13 protein-coding genes are annotated in these 18,992 nt (G+C 74.1%); 11 read left to right on the top strand and 2 right to left on the bottom strand.

The annotated features are described in order from the left end of the window. Positions 1-79 precede the first annotated feature (79 nt). Together groL and ACFVSN_RS28455 are read left to right on the top strand one after the other, a co-directional pair. Complete coding sequence (groL, locus tag ACFVSN_RS28460; protein ID WP_380435955.1) at positions 80-1,714, top strand: chaperonin GroEL; 1,635 nt, start codon at positions 80-82, stop codon at positions 1,712-1,714. Positions 1,715-1,866: 152 nt separating this feature from the next. After that, positions 1,867-2,865: a LysR family transcriptional regulator gene (locus tag ACFVSN_RS28455; protein WP_387592809.1), complete on the top strand. Its 999-nt coding sequence runs from the start codon at positions 1,867-1,869 to the stop codon at positions 2,863-2,865. Between the two features lie 73 nt (positions 2,866-2,938). Here the strand turns inward: ACFVSN_RS28455 and ACFVSN_RS28450 are convergent, their stop codons facing one another. Continuing rightward, on the bottom strand, positions 2,939-3,265 hold the full coding sequence (locus ACFVSN_RS28450; protein WP_380435961.1) for a WhiB family transcriptional regulator: 327 nt from the start codon (positions 3,263-3,265) through the stop codon (positions 2,939-2,941). Between the two features lie 559 nt (positions 3,266-3,824). Between ACFVSN_RS28450 and ACFVSN_RS28445 the strand changes: the two genes are divergently transcribed. From ACFVSN_RS28445 to ACFVSN_RS28430, 4 genes are all read left to right on the top strand, one after another. After that, complete coding sequence (locus tag ACFVSN_RS28445; RefSeq protein ID WP_014136228.1) at positions 3,825-4,436, top strand: response regulator transcription factor; 612 nt, start codon at positions 3,825-3,827, stop codon at positions 4,434-4,436. A 338-nt stretch (positions 4,437-4,774) separates the two neighbouring features. Beyond that, positions 4,775-5,503, top strand: coding sequence for an RNA polymerase sigma factor ShbA (gene shbA / locus ACFVSN_RS28440; protein WP_387956817.1), 729 nt, complete (start codon positions 4,775-4,777; stop codon positions 5,501-5,503). 263 nt (positions 5,504-5,766) lie between these two features. Beyond that, positions 5,767-7,269 carry an IMP dehydrogenase gene (gene guaB, locus ACFVSN_RS28435; RefSeq protein WP_380435965.1) on the top strand — a complete coding sequence of 501 codons (1,503 nt, stop codon included), beginning with the start codon at positions 5,767-5,769 and terminating at the stop codon, positions 7,267-7,269. A gap of 160 nt (positions 7,270-7,429) precedes the next feature. After that, positions 7,430-8,557 (top strand): GuaB3 family IMP dehydrogenase-related protein, encoded by a 1,128-nt coding sequence (locus ACFVSN_RS28430; protein ID WP_363651523.1) that lies wholly within the window; start codon positions 7,430-7,432, stop codon positions 8,555-8,557. 56 nt (positions 8,558-8,613) lie between these two features. Here the strand turns inward: ACFVSN_RS28430 and ACFVSN_RS28425 are convergent, their stop codons facing one another. Beyond that, positions 8,614-9,189, bottom strand: a complete 576-nt coding sequence (locus ACFVSN_RS28425; RefSeq protein ID WP_387956816.1) for a hypothetical protein — start codon at positions 9,187-9,189, stop codon at positions 8,614-8,616. Between the two features lie 254 nt (positions 9,190-9,443). Here ACFVSN_RS28425 and ACFVSN_RS28420 point away from each other — a divergent pair, with 254 nt between their 5' ends. The 5 genes from ACFVSN_RS28420 to ACFVSN_RS28400 all read left to right on the top strand — a co-directional run bounded on the left by ACFVSN_RS28420 (position 9,444) and on the right by ACFVSN_RS28400 (position 18,759). Beyond that, positions 9,444-11,450 (top strand): serine/threonine-protein kinase, encoded by a 2,007-nt coding sequence (locus ACFVSN_RS28420; RefSeq protein ID WP_380435968.1) that lies wholly within the window; start codon positions 9,444-9,446, stop codon positions 11,448-11,450. A gap of 630 nt (positions 11,451-12,080) precedes the next feature. Then, positions 12,081-13,172 (top strand): protein kinase, encoded by a 1,092-nt coding sequence (locus ACFVSN_RS28415; RefSeq protein WP_387956815.1) that lies wholly within the window; start codon positions 12,081-12,083, stop codon positions 13,170-13,172. Between the two features lie 159 nt (positions 13,173-13,331). Further along, a complete protein-coding gene (locus ACFVSN_RS28410) occupies positions 13,332-15,152 on the top strand; it encodes a serine/threonine-protein kinase (protein WP_380509169.1) in 1,821 nt (606 codons plus the stop codon). A gap of 102 nt (positions 15,153-15,254) precedes the next feature. After that, positions 15,255-16,898, top strand: coding sequence for a succinic semialdehyde dehydrogenase (locus ACFVSN_RS28405; RefSeq protein ID WP_387956814.1), 1,644 nt, complete (start codon positions 15,255-15,257; stop codon positions 16,896-16,898). A gap of 70 nt (positions 16,899-16,968) precedes the next feature. Beyond that, on the top strand, positions 16,969-18,759 hold the full coding sequence (locus ACFVSN_RS28400) for a GMC oxidoreductase (RefSeq protein ID WP_387956813.1): 1,791 nt from the start codon (positions 16,969-16,971) through the stop codon (positions 18,757-18,759). Positions 18,760-18,992: the final 233 nt, after the last annotated feature.

Below are 18,992 nucleotides of genomic sequence, written 5' to 3'. Positions count from 1 at the left end.
CAGGGGCCCGGGGCGTGGTTGTTGGTTCACGTAGTTCGGCGGCCGGTGGGCCGGCCGCAGCCCCGAGGGAATAGGGAACATGGCGAAGATCCTGCAGTTCGACGAGGACGCCCGCCGCTCGCTGGAGCGCGGTGTCAACAAGCTGGCCGACACCGTCAAGGTGACCATCGGCCCCAAGGGCCGCAACGTCGTCATCGACAAGAAGTTCGGCGCCCCGACCATCACCAACGACGGTGTCACCATCGCCCGTGAGGTCGAGCTGGACGACCCGTACGAGAACCTTGGCGCTCAGCTCGTCAAGGAGGTCGCCACCAAGACCAACGACGTCGCGGGCGACGGCACCACCACCGCCACCGTGCTGGCCCAGGCCCTGGTCAACGAGGGTCTGCGCAACGTCGCCGCCGGTGCCGGCCCGGCCGCCCTGAAGAAGGGCATCGACAAGGCCGTCGCCGCCGTCTCCGAGCACCTGCTCTCGGTGGCCCGCGAGATCGAGGGCAAGGACGACGTCGCCGCCGTCGCGTCCCTCTCCGCCCAGGACACCCAGGTCGGCGAGCTGATCGCCGAGGCGATCGACAAGGTCGGCAAGGACGGTGTCATCACCGTCGAGGAGTCGAACACCTTCGGCGTCGAGCTCGAGTTCACCGAGGGCATGCAGTTCGACAAGGGCTACCTGTCGCCGTACTTCGTCACCGACGCGGAGCGGCAGGAGGCGGTCCTGGAGGACCCGTACATCCTGATCCACCAGGGCAAGATCTCCTCGATCCAGGAGCTCCTGCCGCTGCTGGAGAAGATCCTGCAGGGCGGTGCCTCGAAGCCGCTGCTGATCATCGCCGAGGACGTCGACGGCGAGGCGCTGTCGACCCTGGTGCTGAACAAGATCCGCGGCATCTTCAACGCCGTCGCCGTCAAGGCCCCGGGCTTCGGCGACCGCCGCAAGGCGATCCTCGGCGACCTGGCCACCCTGACCGGCGGCACCGTGATCTCCGAGGAGGTCGGCCTCAAGCTCGACCAGGCCGGTCTGGACGTGCTGGGCAGCGCCCGCCGCGTGACCATCACCAAGGACGAGACCACCATCGTCGAGGGCGCCGGCGACGCCGAGGCCGTGGCCGGCCGCGTCGCCCAGATCAAGGGCGAGATCGCCGGCACCGACTCCGACTGGGACCGCGAGAAGCTGCAGGAGCGCCTGGCCAAGCTGGCCGGCGGCGTCTGCGTCATCAAGGTCGGCGCCGCCACCGAGGTGGAGCTGAAGGAGCGCAAGCACCGCCTGGAGGACGCCATCTCGGCGACCCGCGCCGCGGTCGAGGAGGGCATCGTCGCCGGCGGTGGCGCCTCCCTGGTCCACGCCGCCAAGGTGCTGGACGGCGGCCTGGGCCTGTCGGGCGACGAGGCCACCGGTGTCGCCGTGGTCCGCAAGGCGCTGCACGAGCCGCTGCGCTGGATCGCCCAGAACGCCGGCCTGGAGGGCTACGTCATCACCTCCAAGGTCGCCGAGCTGGAGGCCGGCCAGGGCTACAACGCCGCCACCGGCGAGTACGGCGACCTGGTGAAGGCCGGCGTCATCGACCCGGTCAAGGTCACCCGCTCCGCCCTGGAGAACGCCGCCTCGATCGCCTCCCTGCTGCTCACCACCGAGACCCTCGTGGTGGAGAAGAAGGAGGAGGCCGCCGACGCCGGTCACGGCCACTCGCACGGCGGTCACGGCCACTCGCACTGAGGCCCCTGAAGTGGACCGGAGGCCCGGTCCGCCCCCATCCTGGGAGGCGGGCCGGGCCTCCGGCGTTCGGGCCCGGGGGTCCGCGAGTCCGCTTGAAGACTCAACTATCAGTGAAATTTTGCGTTCGGCAAAGATTGCCTTATAACTGAGGCATGATCGAGGCCCGCCACCTGCGCGTCCTGCGTGCCGTCGCCCGCACCGGCTCCTTCTCCGCCGCCGCGCGCGAGCTGGGCTGTACCCAGCCCGCCATCAGCCAGCAGATGAAGGCCCTGGAGAAGTCCGTGGACACCCCGCTGGTGGTCCGTTCGGGCCGGGGCATGCAGCTGAGCGAGGCCGGACGGGTGCTCCTCAAGCACGCCACCGGGATCCTGGCCGGGCTGTCGGCGGCCGAGGAGGAGGTCGCGGCCATCGCCGGGCTGCGGGCCGGGCGGGTGCGGCTGGTGTCCTTCCCGACCGCGAGTTCCACCCTGGTGCCGCCCGCCGTCGCCCGCCTGCGGGACAGCCATCCGGGGGTGCGCGTGTCGCTGGTCGAGGCGGAGCCGCCGGAGTCGCTGGCGATGCTGCGCGGCGGCGAGTGCGAGATCGCGCTGGCCTTCCGCTACCCGCAGTCCGAGGGCGCCACCGCTCTCCCGGTGCCCGCGCACGGCACGCCGCGCGAGGCGCGGGCCGAGGCGAACCTGGAGGCGCAGCAGCTGAGCGCCGGCACCGACTGGTCCGACCTGGTGGTCACGCCGCTGCTGGACGACCCGCTGGTGGGCCTGCTGCCGGCCGCGCACCCGCTGGCGGGGCGCGGCGGCGCGGTGGAGCTGGCCGAGCTGGCGGGGGAGCAGTGGATCGCCGGCTGCCCGCAGTGCCGCGGGCACCTGGTGGAGCTGTGCGCCGGTGCGGGGTTCGAGCCCCGGATCGACTTCGCGACGGACGACTACCCGGCGGTGGTCGGTCTGGTGGCGGCCGGGCTGGGGGTGGCGGTGCTGCCGCGGCTGGCGCTGGAGTCGGTGCGGCCTGACGGGGTGTCGACGGCGCCGGTGCGGACCGCCTCGGGGGCGCCGGCGGTGCGGCAGGTGGTCGCGCTGACCCTGCCGGACCTAGCCGAGGTGCCGGCCGTGGCGCTGATGCTGGAGCGGCTCGCGGGGGCCGCCGGGGCTCGCTGACGCAGGGTCACCGGCCGGGGGGCTTGGAGCGCCGCGAAGAAACGTTTCTTCACGGCGCGGCCTCGGCGTGGCGCTAGCGCTGGGCGACCGTCGGCGCGACCAGTGGGACCTCCACCAGCCGGTGCCGCGAGCGCCCGAGCAGCTCCTCGCGCTCGTCCTCGGTCATCCCGCCCCAGACGCCGTACGGCTCGCGGACCGCCAGCGCGTGCGCCGCGCACTCGGCGATCACGGGGCAGCGCGTGCAGACCTCCTTGGCGCTGGCCTCGCGCGAGCTCCGCGCGGCCCCGCGTTCGCCTTCGGGGTGGAAGAAGAGCGAGCTGTCCACGCCACGGCAGGCTGCGGAGAGCTGCCAGTCCCAGAGGTCCGCGTTGGGACCGGGGAGGCGGGAGAAATCTGCCATGGCTCATTCCCTTCAGAGGCTCGTCGGCCGCGGGCCGGCCCCAGCGGAGCTCGCTGCGGGCGTGGCGGGGCGTCGATGCACTGGTGTGGACACCTGGAAATATGACTTAAGGCAACTCCATGGACAAGTCACCCACAGAGTGGCACAACAGTCAATGACCATACGAAAGCTATAAAAACGGGCGAAGTGGGCATGGACTTCCGCAGGCGCGGACGTGGCAATCGGGTGGTCCGAGGGGCGCACGGAGCCCCGCACCGGTGTGCGGGTCGCACGCCGACCGCGCGCGAGCTGCACAAAAGTGCGGCGTGTGCACCGCGATGCGGCTGATCGGTAATGGGTTGGCCACGTACAGTGGTGGAGATGGCCCCGAAGGCCGTAACTCATTCGAGTGACGGTCGTTGGAAGTGCGGAGGCGGTTAGCGGGCGCCGGACGTCGGGAACGATCGCGGGGAAGTTGAGGCGATCAGCACGGACTCTGTCGCCGATCGGCCGTGTCGGAGAGGTTCGTACCAGCCAGGAGGCTCAACGTGACGCGGATCAGCTGCGGAGGACGACGGTCATGACTTCCGTTCTCGTTTGCGACGATTCCCCGCTCGCCCGCGAGGCGCTTCGCCGCGCCGTCGCGACCGTACCCGGTGTGGACCGGGTCACCACCGCGACGAACGGGGAGGAGGTCCTCCGCCGCTGGGTGGCCGACCGCTCCGATCTCGTGCTGATGGACGTCCGGATGCCCGGCCTCGGCGGGGTCGAGACGGTCCGGCGGCTGCTGTCCGCCGACCCGGGCGCGCGCATCATCATGCTCACCGTCGCCGAGGACCTCGACGGCGTCGCCCTCGCGGTCGCCGCCGGCGCCCGCGGGTACCTGCACAAGGACGCCTCGCGCGCCGAGCTGCGGGCCACCGTCACCCAGGCCCTCGCCGACCCGACCTGGCGGCTCGCCCCGCGCCGGCTGCGCAGCCCCGACATGGGCGCGGCGCCGACGCTGACGGCGCGTGAGATCCAGGTGCTGGAGGGCATGAGCCACGGCCGCAGCAACGCCGAGATCGGCCGCGAGCTGTTCCTCTCCGAGGACACCGTCAAGACCCACGCCCGGCGCCTGTTCAAGAAGCTCGGGGCCTCGGACCGGGCCCACGCGGTGGCGCTGGGTTTCCGCTGGGGCCTGGTCCGCTGACCGCAGGCGGCGCCGCCGGCTGCGGCGCGCCGCCGGTGTTTCCGGGGACGGGTGCCGCACGGACGTGTGACGTTACGGTCCCGAGGTTGCACCATGGAGTGGTGGAGCACCTCGGGGACCAGCGGACAGGCACTGCGGCGAACCACGCAGCCGCAGGACACTCGGCGGACGGCGCGGCGGACGGGACCACCGACGGCGGCGGGGCGGGAGGCGGCACGGTGCAGGAGGGGCCGGTGGTGCCCGGCGGCACGCCGCGCGGTGCCGCACCGCATAACGTTCCGGTGCACAACTCCGGACGCGGTGCCGCGTTTTCCCGTTCGACCAGGCACCATGGACCGATGCGTGACGACGTCGCCGGTGCGGCCGGCCAGGCGGACCCGGTGGAGGCCGAGCCCTCCGGCCCGGGTGGCGATCCGTCGTACGCCGATTCCGGCCCGCCGGGTGGGGTGCCCGGCGGTGGCGCCGGCCCCGGTCGTCCGCCCGTGCTCGGCGGCGGCGGGTCGCCGCTGGTGGGCGAGCTGGTCGCGGCCGCCGTCCGCGGCGAGGGCCCGGCCATCGACGCGCTGCTCGCGTACGTCCACCCGCTGGCGCTGCGGTACTGCCGCGGCCGGCTGGTCCGGCTGCCCGGCGGGGCCAGGCACCACGTGGACGACATCGCGCAGGAGGTGTGCGTCGCCGTGCTGTGCGCCCTGCCCCGGTACAAGGACCAGGGGCGGCCGTTCGAGGCCTTCGTCTACGGCATCGCCGCGCACAAGATCGCCGATCTGCAGCGGGCCGCGATGCGCGGGCCCGCCTCGACCGTGGTGCCGCAGGACGACCTGCCGGAGGTGCCGGACGAGGCGCTCGGTCCGGAGGAGCAGGCGCTGCTGAGCAGTGACGCGGCCTGGGCGAAGGAACTGCTCTCCAACCTGCCGGCCCGTCAGCGCGAGCTGGTGCTGCTGCGGGTGGCTGCCGGGCTGTCCGCGGAGGAGACCGGCGAGGTGCTGGGGATGTCGGCGGGGGCCGTCCGGGTGGCGCAGCACCGTGCCCTGAGCCGGCTGCGGGCGCTCGCGGAGGAGTCCTCCTGACGCTGCCGCCGGGAGCGGCCGGAATGGCTCATGGGCGGAGGGTGTTGTCAAGGGCACACGAGGACCACAATCCCGGTGCCAGTACCATGGGGTATCGGCGCCTGGGCAGGTTGCCAAAGTTTCACGGGTGCGAACGGGGTTCCCCTGGAGGATCCTCCAAAGTCCACCCGGCTTTCGGCGGTCTGCGCGAGTGAGCGATGAACGCGTCCCCACCCTCAGGGCGTGTGCGGATCAAACGGCCGGCCACGGAAGGTACCCCCGAAATGTCTTACAACGCCGCAGGCGTACCCGAGAAGTTCGCCATGCTCGGGCTCACGTTCGATGACGTCCTGCTGCTGCCCGGGGCCTCCGAGGTGCTGCCGAACCAGGTCGACACCTCCTCGCGGGTCTCCCGGAACGTGCGCGTGAACCTCCCGATGCTCTCCGCCGCGATGGACAAGGTCACCGAGGCCCGGATGGCGATCGCGATGGCCCGCCAGGGCGGTGTCGGTGTCCTGCACCGGAACCTGTCGGTCGAGGACCAGGCCAACCAGGTCGACCTGGTGAAGCGCTCGGAGTCCGGCATGGTCACCGACCCGATCACGGTCGGCCCGCTGACCACCCTGGCCGAGGCCGACGCGCTGTGCGCCAAGTTCCGCATCTCCGGCGTGCCGGTCGCGGACGAGGCGGGCAAGCTGCTCGGCATCGTCACCAACCGCGACATGGCCTTCGAGTCGGACCGCAGCCGTCAGGTCCGCGAGATCATGACCCCGATGCCGCTGATCACCGGCAAGGTCGGCATCTCGGGCGAGGACGCGATGGCGCTGCTGCGCCGGCACAAGATCGAGAAGCTGCCGCTGGTCGACGACGAGGGCCGGATCAAGGGCCTGATCACCGTCAAGGACTTCGTCAAGGCCGAGAAGTACCCGAACGCTGCCAAGGACGCCGAGGGCCGTCTGCTGGTCGGTGCCGCCGTGGGCGCCAGCGCCGAGGCGTTCGACCGGGCCCAGGCCCTGGTCGCGGCCGGTGTGGACTTCCTGGTCGTGGACACCTCGCACGGCCACAGCCACAACGCGCTGGCCTGGATCGAGAAGATCAAGTCGGCCGTCAAGGTCGACGTGGTCGGCGGCAACGTCGCCACCCGCGACGGCGCCCAGGCGCTGATCGACGCCGGCGTGGACGGCGTCAAGGTCGGCGTCGGCCCGGGCTCGATCTGCACCACCCGGGTGGTCGCCGGCATCGGCGTCCCGCAGATCACCGCGATCTACGAGGCCGCCCAGGCCTGCCAGGCGGCCGGCGTGCCGGTCATCGGCGACGGCGGCCTGCAGTACTCCGGCGACATCGGCAAGGCGCTGGCCGCCGGTGCCGACACCGTCATGCTCGGCTCGCTGCTGGCCGGCTGCGAGGAGTCCCCGGGCGAGCTGCTGTTCATCAACGGCAAGCAGTACAAGTCCTACCGCGGCATGGGCTCGCTGGGCGCCATGCAGTCCCGCGGCCAGGCGAAGTCCTTCTCCAAGGACCGCTACTTCCAGGCCGACGTCAGCTCCGACGAGAAGCTCATCGCCGAGGGCATCGAGGGCCAGGTGCCCTACCGCGGCCCGCTGTCCGCGGTGCTGTTCCAGCTGGTCGGCGGTCTGCGCCAGACCATGGGGTACGTCGGGGCCGCCACCATCGCCGAGATGGAGAGCAAGGGCCGCTTCGTGCGGATCACCTCGGCGGGTCTCAAGGAGAGCCACCCGCACGACATCCAGATGACCGTCGAGGCGCCGAACTACTCGTCGCGCTGATCGTCCGCACTCCCCGAGGGGCCCGTCGCCGTCCGCAGCGGCGGGCCCCTCGCGCGTGTCCGCGGGCCGGGCCGTCGGGGCGTGCGCACGGTCCGTGCGGGATACTGGGGGCGGCCGGGGTGACCCGGCGGGCATGAGCAACACAGCAGAAGGGCTCGAAGTGACCGAGATCGAGATCGGGCGAGGCAAGCGCGGCCGCCGGGCGTACGCCTTCGACGACATCGCCGTCGTCCCCAGCCGCCGTACCCGGGACCCGAAGGAGGTCTCGATCGCCTGGCAGATCGACGCCTACCGCTTCGAGCTGCCGTTCCTGGCCGCCCCGATGGACAGCGTGGTCTCGCCGCAGCAGGCCATCGCCATCGGCCGCCTCGGCGGCCTGGGCGTGCTGAACCTGGAAGGCCTGTGGACCCGCTACGAGGACCCGCAGCCGCTGCTCGACGAGATCGCCTCGATCACCGACGAGGCCGTCGCCACCCGCCGCCTCCAGGAGATCTACGCCGCGCCGATCCGCGCCGAGCTGATCAAGCAGCGGATCCAGGAGGTCCGCGAGTCCGGCGTGGTCACCGCCGCCGCGCTCTCGCCGCAGCGCACCGCCGAGTTCTCCAAGGCCGTCGTGGACGCCGGCGTCGACGTCTTCGTCATCCGCGGCACCACCGTCTCGGCCGAGCACGTCTCCAGCGCCGCCGAGCCGCTGAACCTCAAGCAGTTCATCTACGAGCTGGACGTCCCGGTCATCGTCGGCGGCTGCGCCACGTACACCGCCGCCCTGCACCTCATGCGCACCGGCGCGGCCGGCGTGCTGGTCGGCTTCGGCGGCGGCGCCGCCCACACCACCCGCAACGTGCTCGGCATCCAGGTGCCGATGGCCACCGCCGTCGCGGACGTGGCCGCCGCCCGCCGCGACTACATGGACGAGTCCGGCGGCCGCTACGTGCACGTGATCGCGGACGGCGGCGTCGGCTACAGCGGCGACATCCCGAAGGCCGTCGCCTGCGGCGCCGACGCGGTCATGATCGGCGCCGCGCTGGCCCGCGCCACCGACGCGCCCGGCAAGGGCTTCCACTGGGGCATGGAGGCCGTCCACGAGGAGCTGCCGCGCGGCAAGCGGGTGGACCTCGGCACGGTCGGCACCACCGAGGAGATCCTCACCGGCCCGTCGCACACCCCGGACGGCACCATGAACCTGTTCGGCGCGCTGCGCCGGGCGATGGCCACCACCGGCTACACGGAGCTCAAGGAGTTCCAGCGGGTCGAGGTCACCGTCAACCCGGCGCTCGACCACCGCTGAGGCGAACGCTGACGAGGGCCCCCGCCGTGCGAACGGCGGGGGCCCTCGTCGTTCCGTCAGCCGCGGACGGCGGTGCGGCGGGTAAGGATGAAGCCGCCGACCAGGGCTATGCCGTAGAAGGCGAGGTCCAGCGGGCGCAGGTCGGCGCGCCACGCGGCCAGGACGTCGTGGACGAGGGCGCGCGGCGGGGTGCCGGGCAGGCCGTGCGAGTGGAGCACGCGGCCCTGGAGGAGCAACTGGCCGAGGAAGAGCGCGCCGGCCGCGAGCAGCGCGCCCAGCAGGGGCAGCACCCGGCTGCGGCCGCCGAGCCGGCCGAGCGGCCAGGAGACGGCGGCGGTGGGGGCGATGGCCAGCCAGCCGACGCTGTCCGCGGCCCGCAGCGGCGCGCAGCCGTAGGCGAGGGCGCCGAGGAGCATCGCGGCGACCGCGACGCTGACGGCGAGTCCGACCCGCCGGCGGGGGCGCCGGCGGCGGGTGACGGGGACGACGGGTTCGTATCCGGCCACCGGGACACCGGGCATGCCGGGCGCGACGTAGCCCTCCGGGGCGCCGACGGCGGGCGCCACCGTGTAGTGCTGGGCCGTTCGCGGTCGGCCCGACTGTTCGTCAGTGCCCCAGGCGGGTGCGGTCATGGGTGTCGGATCCCCCCGGAAAAGACGGTGAGCTGCCGCACCGTAACAGTGTTCGGGACGAATCTCGGCGAGTTTTCGATCACAGATCGGGCACGGAGAGCCGGGGTTGTTGCGGTCCGTCGCACCCCGTGCCGGGGGCCGGGTGGTCGCGGGCCCGGTGGACAGGGGATGATGGAGGCTTGGCGTTCGGGCCCAGACGCCGGGCCGACGCGCTGTCACCTCGACCGCCAGCAGCACATGGGGGAACGTTTCGAATGACCCAGGCGCAGGGTTCCACCGGCCGACTCCTGGCCGGACGCTACCGGCTGGACGGGGTGCTCGGGCGCGGCGGTATGGGCACCGTCTGGCGCGCCGAGGACGAGATGCTGGGCCGGATTGTCGCGGTGAAGGAACTGCGCATGAACGCCAGCGTCGAGGAGGAGGAGAAGCACCGGCTGATCGTCCGGACGCTGCGCGAGGCCAAGGCCACCGCGCGGATCCGGCACGGCTCGGCGGTCACCGTCTTCGACGTGGTCGAGGAGGACGACCGGCCGTGGATCGTCATGGAGCTGGTCGAGTCCCGCTCGCTGGCCGACGTCATCAAGGAGGACGGGCCGCTGGCGCCCGCCCGGGCCGCCGAGATCGCGCTCGACGTGCTGGGCGTGCTGAGCGCCGCGCACGCCCTGGGCATCCTGCACCGGGACGTGAAGCCGTCGAACGTGCTGATCGGCGAGGACGGCCGGGTGGTGCTCACCGACTTCGGCATCGCCAGCGTGGAGGGTGACGCCTCGGTCACCTCGACCGGCATGCTGGTCGGCGCGCCCTCGTACATATCCCCGGAGCGCGCGCGTGGGCAGAAGCCCGGGCCGCCGGCCGACCTGTGGTCGCTGGGCGGCACGCTGTACGCGATGGTGGAGGGCCGGCCGCCGTACGACCGCGGGTCGGCGCTGGCCACCCTGACGGCGGTGATGACCGAGGAGCTCGCCACGCCGAAGAACGCCGGGGCGCTGCTGCCGGTGATCGAGGGGCTGCTGGAGAAGGACCCGGCCGACCGGCTGGACGCCTCGCAGACCCGGTCGATGCTCAAGCGGGTCGTAGCCGAGGCCACCGCCAAGGCCGAGTCGACGACCGAGCACGCGATGCCGGTCAAGTCGGCCGCCGGATCGGCGGCTGCGGCTCCCGCCCCGGTGGCGAAGGCCGACCGGAAGGCCGCCGAGAAGACCGGCGAGAAGGCGGAGGAGCAGCCGCCGTCCCCCGACGGCACCGCGAAGCGGACGATCGGCGGGCTGCTCGGGACCGTGCGGGTCGGCAGCAAGGCGAAGGACCAGGAGCCGGCGGCCGTCCCGGCGGTGGTCCCGGCGGCGGAGCCGGCCCCGCCCGCGGCGCCGGAGACCGAGCCGATCCGGCCGGTGACCAGCGAGTGGACGCTGGGCGCGACGCAGGCGGCGGGCGCCGATCCGCGCAAGGGCCGGCGGCGGCTGGCCGTGGTGACGATCGTCCTGGTGCTGCTGCTGATCGCCGGGATCGTCGCGGTCGTGAAGGCCGTCGGCGGTTCGGAGGCCGGCACGGCGCACGGCGCGGGCGCGACCTCGCCGGTGGCGGCCACCACGGAGGCGACGCCGAGCGGGGCCGCGGCGCCCACCGCCGCCGCGCCGACCACGGCGGCGGCCGAGCCCGCGCCGGCCGGCACCGAGGCGGCCCCGCCGCAGGCCCCGGCCACCGCGGCGACGACCCCCGCGGGCGGCCAGGCGCCCGCCCCGGCGGCGACGCCGACCCCGACTCCGACTCCGCCCCCGGCCGCCGCGCCGGGCGCGGCCCAGCCGGCCCCGGCCGGCGCGGTGCCGGCCGGGTACCACCTGTACAAGGACCCGACCGGCTTCTCGGTCGTGCTGCCGGACTGGCTCCAGCAGAGCGGCTCGGAGGCCACCCGCCGGACCTTCCAGGGCAACGGCAGCACGCTGCGGATCGAGTGGACCACCAGCCCCGACCCGAGCGCGCTGGCGGACTGGCAGGAGGCCGAGCCCGGCCTGCGTGCGCAGGTGACCAACTACCAGCGGGTCAACCTCGCGGCCGTCGGCTACCGGCAGTGGAGCAACGCGGCCGACTGGGAGTGGACCAACGGCACGCCGAGGATGCACTCGCTCAACCGCGGCTTCGTGACCGGCAGCCCGGCCAAGTACGGCTACGCGATCTACTGGACCACGCCGGACGCCGACTGGGCGGCCCCGGCCAACTCCCAGGCCAGGGACGAGGCGTTCGCCAGCTTCCAGCCCGCGCCGTAACCCGGCGGTCGGCCGGGCCGGTCGGCCGGGCAGGCGCTCCTCGGCCCTGGCGAACTCCTGGTCGGTGAGCGCCCCGGAGCGGTGCGGGGCGGCCGACCGCTCCAGCCGGTCCAGCGGTCGCCCGCCCGCGCCGGGCTCCTCGGCGGCGTCGGACGGTGTCTTGGTCAGGGAGGCGGCCGCCTGCGGGGTGGCCCGCGCGGCCCGTGCGGCGGTCCTGATCCGCTCGGTGAACTCCCCGGCCCCGGCCGCGTCCTCGAAGCCGTGGGGGCCGGTCGGGGCGATGATCGTCAGGGCGTCGCCGTCGAGCCCGGTCCGCGGCATGGTCGCGTCGGTGACAGCGGCAAGCGGAACCGGTACCGGCGGTTTCCCGTCCTTCAGGAAGAGCAGCCGGTAGGTGGTCGGGACCAGCGCGCCCTCGCGGACGTGGTCGGGGTGGCGGCCGACGGTGGAGGCGACGGGCCGCTCACCGTCGATCACGGCCGCCTCGACCGTGCGCACGGCCTCGGCCCGCGTCGCCCGGCCGCCGTTGCCGGCGACCCGGAACGCGGTGTCGATCAGATCGGTCCGGTCCACGGGGCCGAGCCCGGGGGAGCCGCTCAGTAGGCTGCTCGGTGAGCGAGAGGAACTGGCATGCGAGCGGGCCCTGGGCACGTGCTGGCGGGGCGTTACCGGCTGACGGACCGTCCGGAGGCGCTGCGGGCGGCCGCGGTGGACGAGGGCACCGGCGAGTCGGTGCTGCTGCGCGCCCTGGAGCTGCCCGCGCTGCTGACCGGCGGCCACGATCCGGAGGACGGCACGCCGCCGCAGGCCGACCGGCTGGTCCGGCGGGTCGGAGCGGTCGGCTCGACGGCGCCGGCCTGGCACCCGCGGCTGCTGCGCGGGGTCGGGGCGTTCGTCGACGGGGAGCTGCTGTGGACGGTCGAGGAGCGGCCGGCCGGCGTCCCGCTGGCCGAACTCGCCGCCGCCGGGCCGTTGCCGCCCTACCGGGCGGCCGAGCTGGCGGCGGACCTGGCGGGCGCGCTGCGCTCGCTGCACGAGGCCGGGCTCAGCCACGGCAACCTGACCGCCGAGTCGGTGCTGGTCTGCGAGGACGGCGCGGCGATGCTCGGCGGACTGTTGCCCGGGGTGGCCGAGGAGGCGCTGGCCGAGGACCTCGGCGGGCCCGGCGGGCGCCGCCGCTACGAGGTGCGGGCCACCCTGGTCGGCCCGGTGGCGGAGCGCTGGCCGCTGGACGGCGGCCCGGCCGGGGACTGCTGGGCGCTCGGGGTGCTGCTGCAGCGGCTGCTGACCGGGCGTTCGCCCTACCCCGAGGGCGGGGTGCCGGAACTGGTGACGGCGGTCCGGGACGGGCGGCGCGAGCCGTCCGCCTCCTGCGGGCCGCTGGCGCCGCTCGTCGAGCGGCTGCTCCAGCCCGATCCGGCGCTGCGGCCGACCGCCGACGAGGTCCGCCGGGAGCTGGCGGTGCTGCTGGCGGGCGCGCCGGAGCCGGCCGACGGCGAGCGGGCGGCCCGGGAGGTCGTGCTGCGGCCGGCCGGTCCGCTGGTGAAGTCCGCGCGCGGGCGCGGCCGGAGCGCCGCCGTGCCGTCCGCCGGCCGTGGGGCGGGGACGGACGGGGGCAAGCCGCCCCGGATACCCCCGGCCCTGCTGGGGCCGGTGCTGGTCGGAGGCGTCTTCATGCTGCTCGTGCTGGGGGTGGTCGCCGTGGTGATGTTCGCGGGCTGACGGCCCGGCCCGGCCGCGGTTCGCGGACGCGGCGGACCGGGGAGATTACCCGGGTCGGCGAGGTGGGCCTAATGTGTGCGTGGGATTTGTTCGAACAGTGGTCTGCACCAGGCCCTCCGTCGCACTGACGGCAGCCGAAGCGAGGGGGAGCGGTCGCCGATGGGCGTGCAGGACCGGCCGGAGACGGCCGAGACGGAGCGGCTGCTGGCCGGGCGGTACGAGCTGGGCGATCGGCTCGGCCGCGGCGGCATGGGCACGGTCTGGCGGGCCTGGGACCGGATGCTGGACCGTGAGGTCGCGGTCAAGGAACTGACCGTCAACCACCTCCCCGAGGACGAGCTGGAGATCCTGCACGCCCGGATGAAGCGCGAGGCGAGCGCGGCGGCCCGGATCAAGCACCCCGGCGTCATCACCGTGCACGACGTGCTGGAGCAGGACGGCCGGCCGTGGATCGTCATGGAGCTGGTCGACGGCCGCTCGCTGGCCGACGTGATCAGCCAGGACGGCACCCTCCAGCCGCGCGCCGCCGCCGAGGTCGGCAGCCAGGTGCTGGCCGCGCTGCACCGCGGGCACCAGCTGGGCGTGCTGCACCGGGACGTCAAGCCGGCCAACGTGCTGCTGGAGCGCGGCACCGGCCGGGTCGTCCTGCTGGACTTCGGGATCGCGAAGTTCGAGGGCTCCGCCGAGCTGACCCGGCCGGGCGACCTCGTCGGCTCGCCGGACTACCTCGCGCCCGAGCGCGCCCAGGGCGAGCGGCCCGGGCCGGCCTCCGACCTGTGGGGCCTCGGCGCGACGCTGTACGCGGCCGTCGAGGGGCAGTCGCCGTTCCGCCGGACCTCGCCGATCACCACGCTGGCCGCGGTCGTGGGCGATCCGCTGCCGGAGCCGCGCCGGGCCGGGCCGCTCGGGCCGGTGCTGGCCGCGCTGATGGCCAAGGACCCGGCCGAGCGGCCGACCGCGGACGAGGCGGCCCGGATGCTCGCCGAGGTGCAGGCCGGGCACACGGTCGGCCTGAAGGCGGTCGCGCCGGTCCGGACGCCGACGATGTCGGTGCCCGTCGTGGACCGGAGCGACACGACCGGCGGGGCCGCGGCCGACGCCGGTGACGCCGGTACGGACACCGGCATCGAGCCGGACACCGCCGGGGAGCCGGCCGCGGCCCGCTCGTCGGAGACGGCCGTCACCGCGGCGCACGCTCCGGCCGGTGGCGCCGTGGCCGCGGCGCACGTTCCCGCCGTGGGCGCCCAGGCGGGCGCGCCGATCACCGCGGGGGCGCCCACCGGGCCTGTCGCGCCGGTGCCGCACACCATCGCGCCCGCGCGCGGACCGGCCAGGCGCCGCAGCCTGGCCAAGGTCGTCGGCATCGCGGTGGCCGTCGGCCTGGTCGCCGCCGCGGGCACCTTCTTCGCCACACGGCACGTCGTCGGCTCCGACGCCGGCCCCGCCGACGACCCGTCGACGCCCGCCGTGACCACCTCGGCCGTGCCGGTGCCGACCGGATCGGCGAGCGGCGGGCCGGTGCCCGCCGGCTACCAGTGGGTGGAGGACCCGGCCGGGTTCCGCTTCGTGCTGCCGTCCGCGTCCCCGGCCTGGCAGCGCATCCTCGGGAGCGACAACAACCAGATCTTCTACAGCCCCGACGGCAAGGTGCACTACCTGCAGTTCGCCGTCACCGTCGGGCAGTCGGTCAAGCCGCTGGAGCACATGCGGGAGATGGAGGCCAGCGTCTCCAAGGCGCAGAAGGACTACAAGCAGCACCGGATGGCGAGCACCGCGGTGAACGGCCACGAGGCGGCCGTCTGGGAGTTCAGCTACGCGGCCAAGGAGGGCGGCCGCCGCCGCGCGGTCGAGACCGAGTTCATCGACGAGGACGGCACCGCCTACGCGATCTACTCGTCCAGCCCGGAGAAGGGCAACGACTGGAACGAGGCCCTCCAGCGCTTCACGACGGTGCTCAACAGCTTCACGCCCACCCGCTGACCACGGCGCCGTCCGGGCGGAGCGCCCGCTTTCGCCCGAGTGCGGCAGATTGTTGTTACCGACGGGTACCGCGCCGGGCGCCGAGCGCCTAGGCTGCGCCGTATGTCGGACCTCACAGCAGATGCAGTGGCCACCGGACGTCCCGACGCCGCCCCCGCGGGCGGCAACCCGGCCGCTCCGGGCGGCGGCCGGACCGTCGCCGGGGCCGTCCCGCCGTCCCTGGTCGCCCGGCTGGCCGGCGGCGTCACCGCGACCGGCGAGCCCAGCGTGGTGGAGACCGTCGCCCCGCTGACCGGTGAGCGGCTGGCGAGCCTGCCGCAGTCCACCCCGGCCGACGTCGAGGTCGCCTTCCAGCTGGCCCGCCGCGCCCAGTCGGCCTGGGCCGCGCTGCCCGTGCGCCGCCGCGCCGCCGTCCTGCTGCGCTTCCACGACCTGCTGCTCAAGCGGCAGGACGAGGTCCTGGACCTGATCCAGGCCGAGACCGGCAAGGCCCGGCTGCACGCCTTCGAGGAGGTGCTCGCCGTCGCCATGGCCGCCCGGCACTACGGGCGCGCCGCGCACGGGTACCTGTGCGACAAGCGGCACGGCGGCGCGCTGCCGGTGCTCACCCAGGCGATCGAGGCCCGCCGCCCCAAGGGCGTGATCGGCCACGTCTCGCCGTGGAACTACCCGCTGGAGCTGTCCGTCGGCGACGCCCTGCCCGCCTTCGTGGCCGGCAACGCCGTCGTCAACAAGCCCGACACGCAGACCGCGCTCACCGCGCTGTGGGCCCGCGAACTGCTCGTCGAGGCCGGGCTGCCGGCCGACCTGTGGCAGGTCGTGATCGGCGACGGACCGGTGATCGGCCCGGCCGTGGTCGAGCACGCGGACTACGTCTCCTTCACCGGCTCCACCCGCACCGGCCGCGACGTCGCCCAGCGCGCCGCCGCCCGGCTGATCGGCGCCTCGCTCGAACTCGGCGGCAAGAACGCCATGCTGGTGCTCGCCGACGCGGACCTCGACCGGGCCGCGGCCGGCGCCGTGCGGGCCTGCTTCTCCTCCGCCGGTCAGCTCTGCATCTCCATCGAGCGCCTCATGGTCCACCGTTCGGTCGCCGACGCCTTCCTGGAGAAGTTCGCCGAGCGCACCCGGGCCCTGCGCCTGGGCGGCGGCCTCGCGTACGGCGCCGACATGGGCTCGCTGGTCTCGGCCCGCCAGCTGGACACCACCACCCGGCACGTCGAGGAGGCCGTCAAGGCCGGCGCCACCGTGCTGGCCGGCGGCCGCGCCCGGCCCGACCTCGGCCCCTTCTTCTACGAGCCGACCATCCTCGACGGTGTCACGCCGGAGATGGCGGTCTGCGGTGAGGAGACCTTCGGCCCGGTCGTCTCCGTCTACCGCTTCGACACCGACGACGAGGCGGTGGCCGCCGCCAACGCCACCCCGTACGGCCTCAACTCCAGCGTCTGGACCCGGAACCCGCGCCGCGGCCGGGCGGTCGCGGCCCGGCTGCGCACCGGCACCGTCAACGTCAACGAGGCGTACGCCGCCGCATACGGCTCGGTCGGCTCGCCGATGGGCGGGATGGGCGACTCCGGGCTCGGCCGGCGGCACGGCGCGGAGGGCATCCTGCGGTTCACCGAGGCCCAGACCATCGCGACCCAGCGGCTGCTCCCGCTCGCGCCCTCGCTCGGGCTCGACGACCGGCAGTTCGCGGCGGTGTTCACCGGCGGGCTGCGGGTGCTGAAGGCGCTGCGCCTCAAGTAGGCGGGGCAGTGGCGGAGCCCGGCCGGTGGGCGGTGCGGGCGGATTCGGACGGCTAAGGGAGCAGTGGCAGATGGCGGGGTCCCCGGAACAGGGCGAGTTCGACTACGACGTGGTCGTGGTCGGCTCCGGCTTCGGCGGTTCGGTCGCCGCGCTGCGGCTGACCGAGAAGGGCTACCGGGTGGCCGTCCTGGAGGCCGGGCGGCGCTTCGACCGCGACGAACTGCCCCGGAACTCCTGGGACCTGCCGAACTACCTGTGGGCGCCGCAGCTGGGGCTGTACGGCATCCAGCGGATCCACCTGCTGACCAACGTGCTGATCCTGGCCGGCGCCGGGGTCGGCGGCGGCTCGCTGAACTACGCCAACACCCTGTACGTGCCGCCGAAGGCGTTCTTCGAGGACCGCCAGTGGCGCCACATCACCGACTGGCAGGCGGAGTTGGCGCCGTTCTACGACCAGGCGCAGCGGATGCTCGGGGTCCGGCTCAACCCGACCGTCACGCCGTCCGACGTCCACCTCAAGGCGGCGGCCGAGAAGATGGGCGTCGGGGACACCTTCCACATGGCGCCGGTCGGGGTCTTCTTCGGGGACGGCAAGGACACCGACGGCACGGCCAAGGCCGCGCCCGGCGAGGAGGTCGCCGACCCGTACTTCGGCGGCGCCGGCCCGGCCCGCAAGGCCTGCGTGGAGTGCGGCGAGTGCATGACCGGGTGCCGGCACGGCGCCAAGAACATGCTCACCGAGAACTACCTGTACCTGGCCGAGCAGGGCGGCGCGGAGATCCACCCGCTGACCACGGTGGCCCGGATCCGGGAGCAGGGCGAGGGCTACGCGGTGGACGTGCGCCGCACCGACTCGCGCTCGAAGACGGACCGGGTCAAGGCGGGCGCGCGGACCATCACCGCCGCCCGGGTCGTGGTCGCGGCCGGCACCTACGGCACCCAGTCGCTGCTGCACCGGATGCGCGCGGACGGCCACCTGCCCCGGCTCTCGGCCCGGCTCGGCGAGCTGACCCGGACAAACTCCGAGGCGCTGGTGGGCGCGCAGACCACCGACCGGCGCTACGGCAGCCGCGCGGACTTCACCAAGGGCGTCGCGATCACCTCCTCGATCCACCCGGACGCGAACACCCACATCGAGCCGGTGCGCTACGGCAAGGGCTCGAACGCGATGGGCGCGCTGTCGATCGCCCAGGTCGCGGGCGGTGGTCGGGCCCCGCGCTGGCTGCGCTACCTGGGCAACTCGGTGAGCCACCCGGTGACCTTCGCGCGCTCGATGAACCAGCGCCGCTGGTCGGAGAAGACGATCATCGGCCTGGTGATGCAGTCGCTGGACAACTCGATCACCGTCTCGCTGAAGAAGGACCTGCTCGGCAAGGCCCGGCTGACCTCCGCCCAGGGCCACGGCGCGCCCAACCCGACCTGGATCCCGGCCGCCGAGAAGGGCGCCCAGGCGCTCGCCGCGGAGATCAACGGCTTCGCCGGCAGCACCGTGGGCGAGATCTTCGACATCCCGATGACCGCCCACTTCCTCGGCGGCTGCCCGATCGGCGACACCGCCGAGACCGGCGTGGTCGACCCGTACCACCGGCTCTACGGCCACCCGGGGATCAGCGTCGTGGACGGCGCGGCGGTCTCCGCCAACCTCGGCGTCAACCCGTCGCTGACGATCACCGCGCAGGCCGAGCGCGCGATGTCGATGTGGCCCAACAAGGGCGAGGCCGACCCGCGGCCGGAGCAGGGCGCGGAGTACCGCCGCACCGCGGCCGTCGCGCCGGTGCGCCCGGCCGTGCCGAAGGACGCGTTCGGGGCGCTGCGGCTGCCGCTGCTGGCCGTCCCGGAGGTGCCGAAGAAGCGCGGCTGACGCTCGACGGCGCGGCCAACGCGCCGGGGCTGGAAGCCGGTTGACATCCGTTCGGATCCGATGGGATAAACGGGCGTCCTGGGGGACCAGGGACTCGTCGAGCGGGGGGAACGCGGTTCATGGCCATCTGCGCATCGTGCGGTGCGGCTTCGGTGGAGGGGGCGCGGGCCTGTGCCGCGTGCGGACGGCCGTCCGCGCCACCGCCACCGCCCCCACCGCCGGCCGGTCCGCCG

This window comes from Kitasatospora sp. NPDC057904, assembly GCF_042887925.1.
Classification (GTDB): Bacteria; Actinomycetota; Actinomycetes; order Streptomycetales; family Streptomycetaceae; genus Kitasatospora.
Note: the sequence above shows the minus strand (reverse complement) of the source record. Positions and strands in the feature narration are given on the sequence as shown.

What these genes read in the sequence shown, in the direction of transcription:
- groL (WP_380435955.1), top strand. Translation starts at nt 80, where the DNA reads ATGGCGAAGATCCTGCAGTTCGACGAGGACGCCCGCCGCTCGCTGGAG.
- ACFVSN_RS28455 (WP_387592809.1), top strand. Translation starts at nt 1,867, where the DNA reads ATGATCGAGGCCCGCCACCTGCGCGTCCTGCGTGCCGTCGCCCGCACC.
- ACFVSN_RS28450 (WP_380435961.1), bottom strand. Translation starts at nt 3,265, where the DNA reads ATGGCAGATTTCTCCCGCCTCCCCGGTCCCAACGCGGACCTCTGGGAC.
- ACFVSN_RS28445 (WP_014136228.1), top strand. Translation starts at nt 3,825, where the DNA reads ATGACTTCCGTTCTCGTTTGCGACGATTCCCCGCTCGCCCGCGAGGCG.
- shbA (WP_387956817.1), top strand. Translation starts at nt 4,775, where the DNA reads ATGCGTGACGACGTCGCCGGTGCGGCCGGCCAGGCGGACCCGGTGGAG.
- guaB (WP_380435965.1), top strand. Translation starts at nt 5,767, where the DNA reads ATGTCTTACAACGCCGCAGGCGTACCCGAGAAGTTCGCCATGCTCGGG.
- ACFVSN_RS28425 (WP_387956816.1), bottom strand. Translation starts at nt 9,189, where the DNA reads ATGACCGCACCCGCCTGGGGCACTGACGAACAGTCGGGCCGACCGCGA.
- ACFVSN_RS28420 (WP_380435968.1), top strand. Translation starts at nt 9,444, where the DNA reads ATGACCCAGGCGCAGGGTTCCACCGGCCGACTCCTGGCCGGACGCTAC.
- ACFVSN_RS28415 (WP_387956815.1), top strand. Translation starts at nt 12,081, where the DNA reads ATGCGAGCGGGCCCTGGGCACGTGCTGGCGGGGCGTTACCGGCTGACG.
- ACFVSN_RS28410 (WP_380509169.1), top strand. Translation starts at nt 13,332, where the DNA reads ATGGGCGTGCAGGACCGGCCGGAGACGGCCGAGACGGAGCGGCTGCTG.
- ACFVSN_RS28405 (WP_387956814.1), top strand. Translation starts at nt 15,255, where the DNA reads ATGTCGGACCTCACAGCAGATGCAGTGGCCACCGGACGTCCCGACGCC.
- ACFVSN_RS28400 (WP_387956813.1), top strand. Translation starts at nt 16,969, where the DNA reads ATGGCGGGGTCCCCGGAACAGGGCGAGTTCGACTACGACGTGGTCGTG.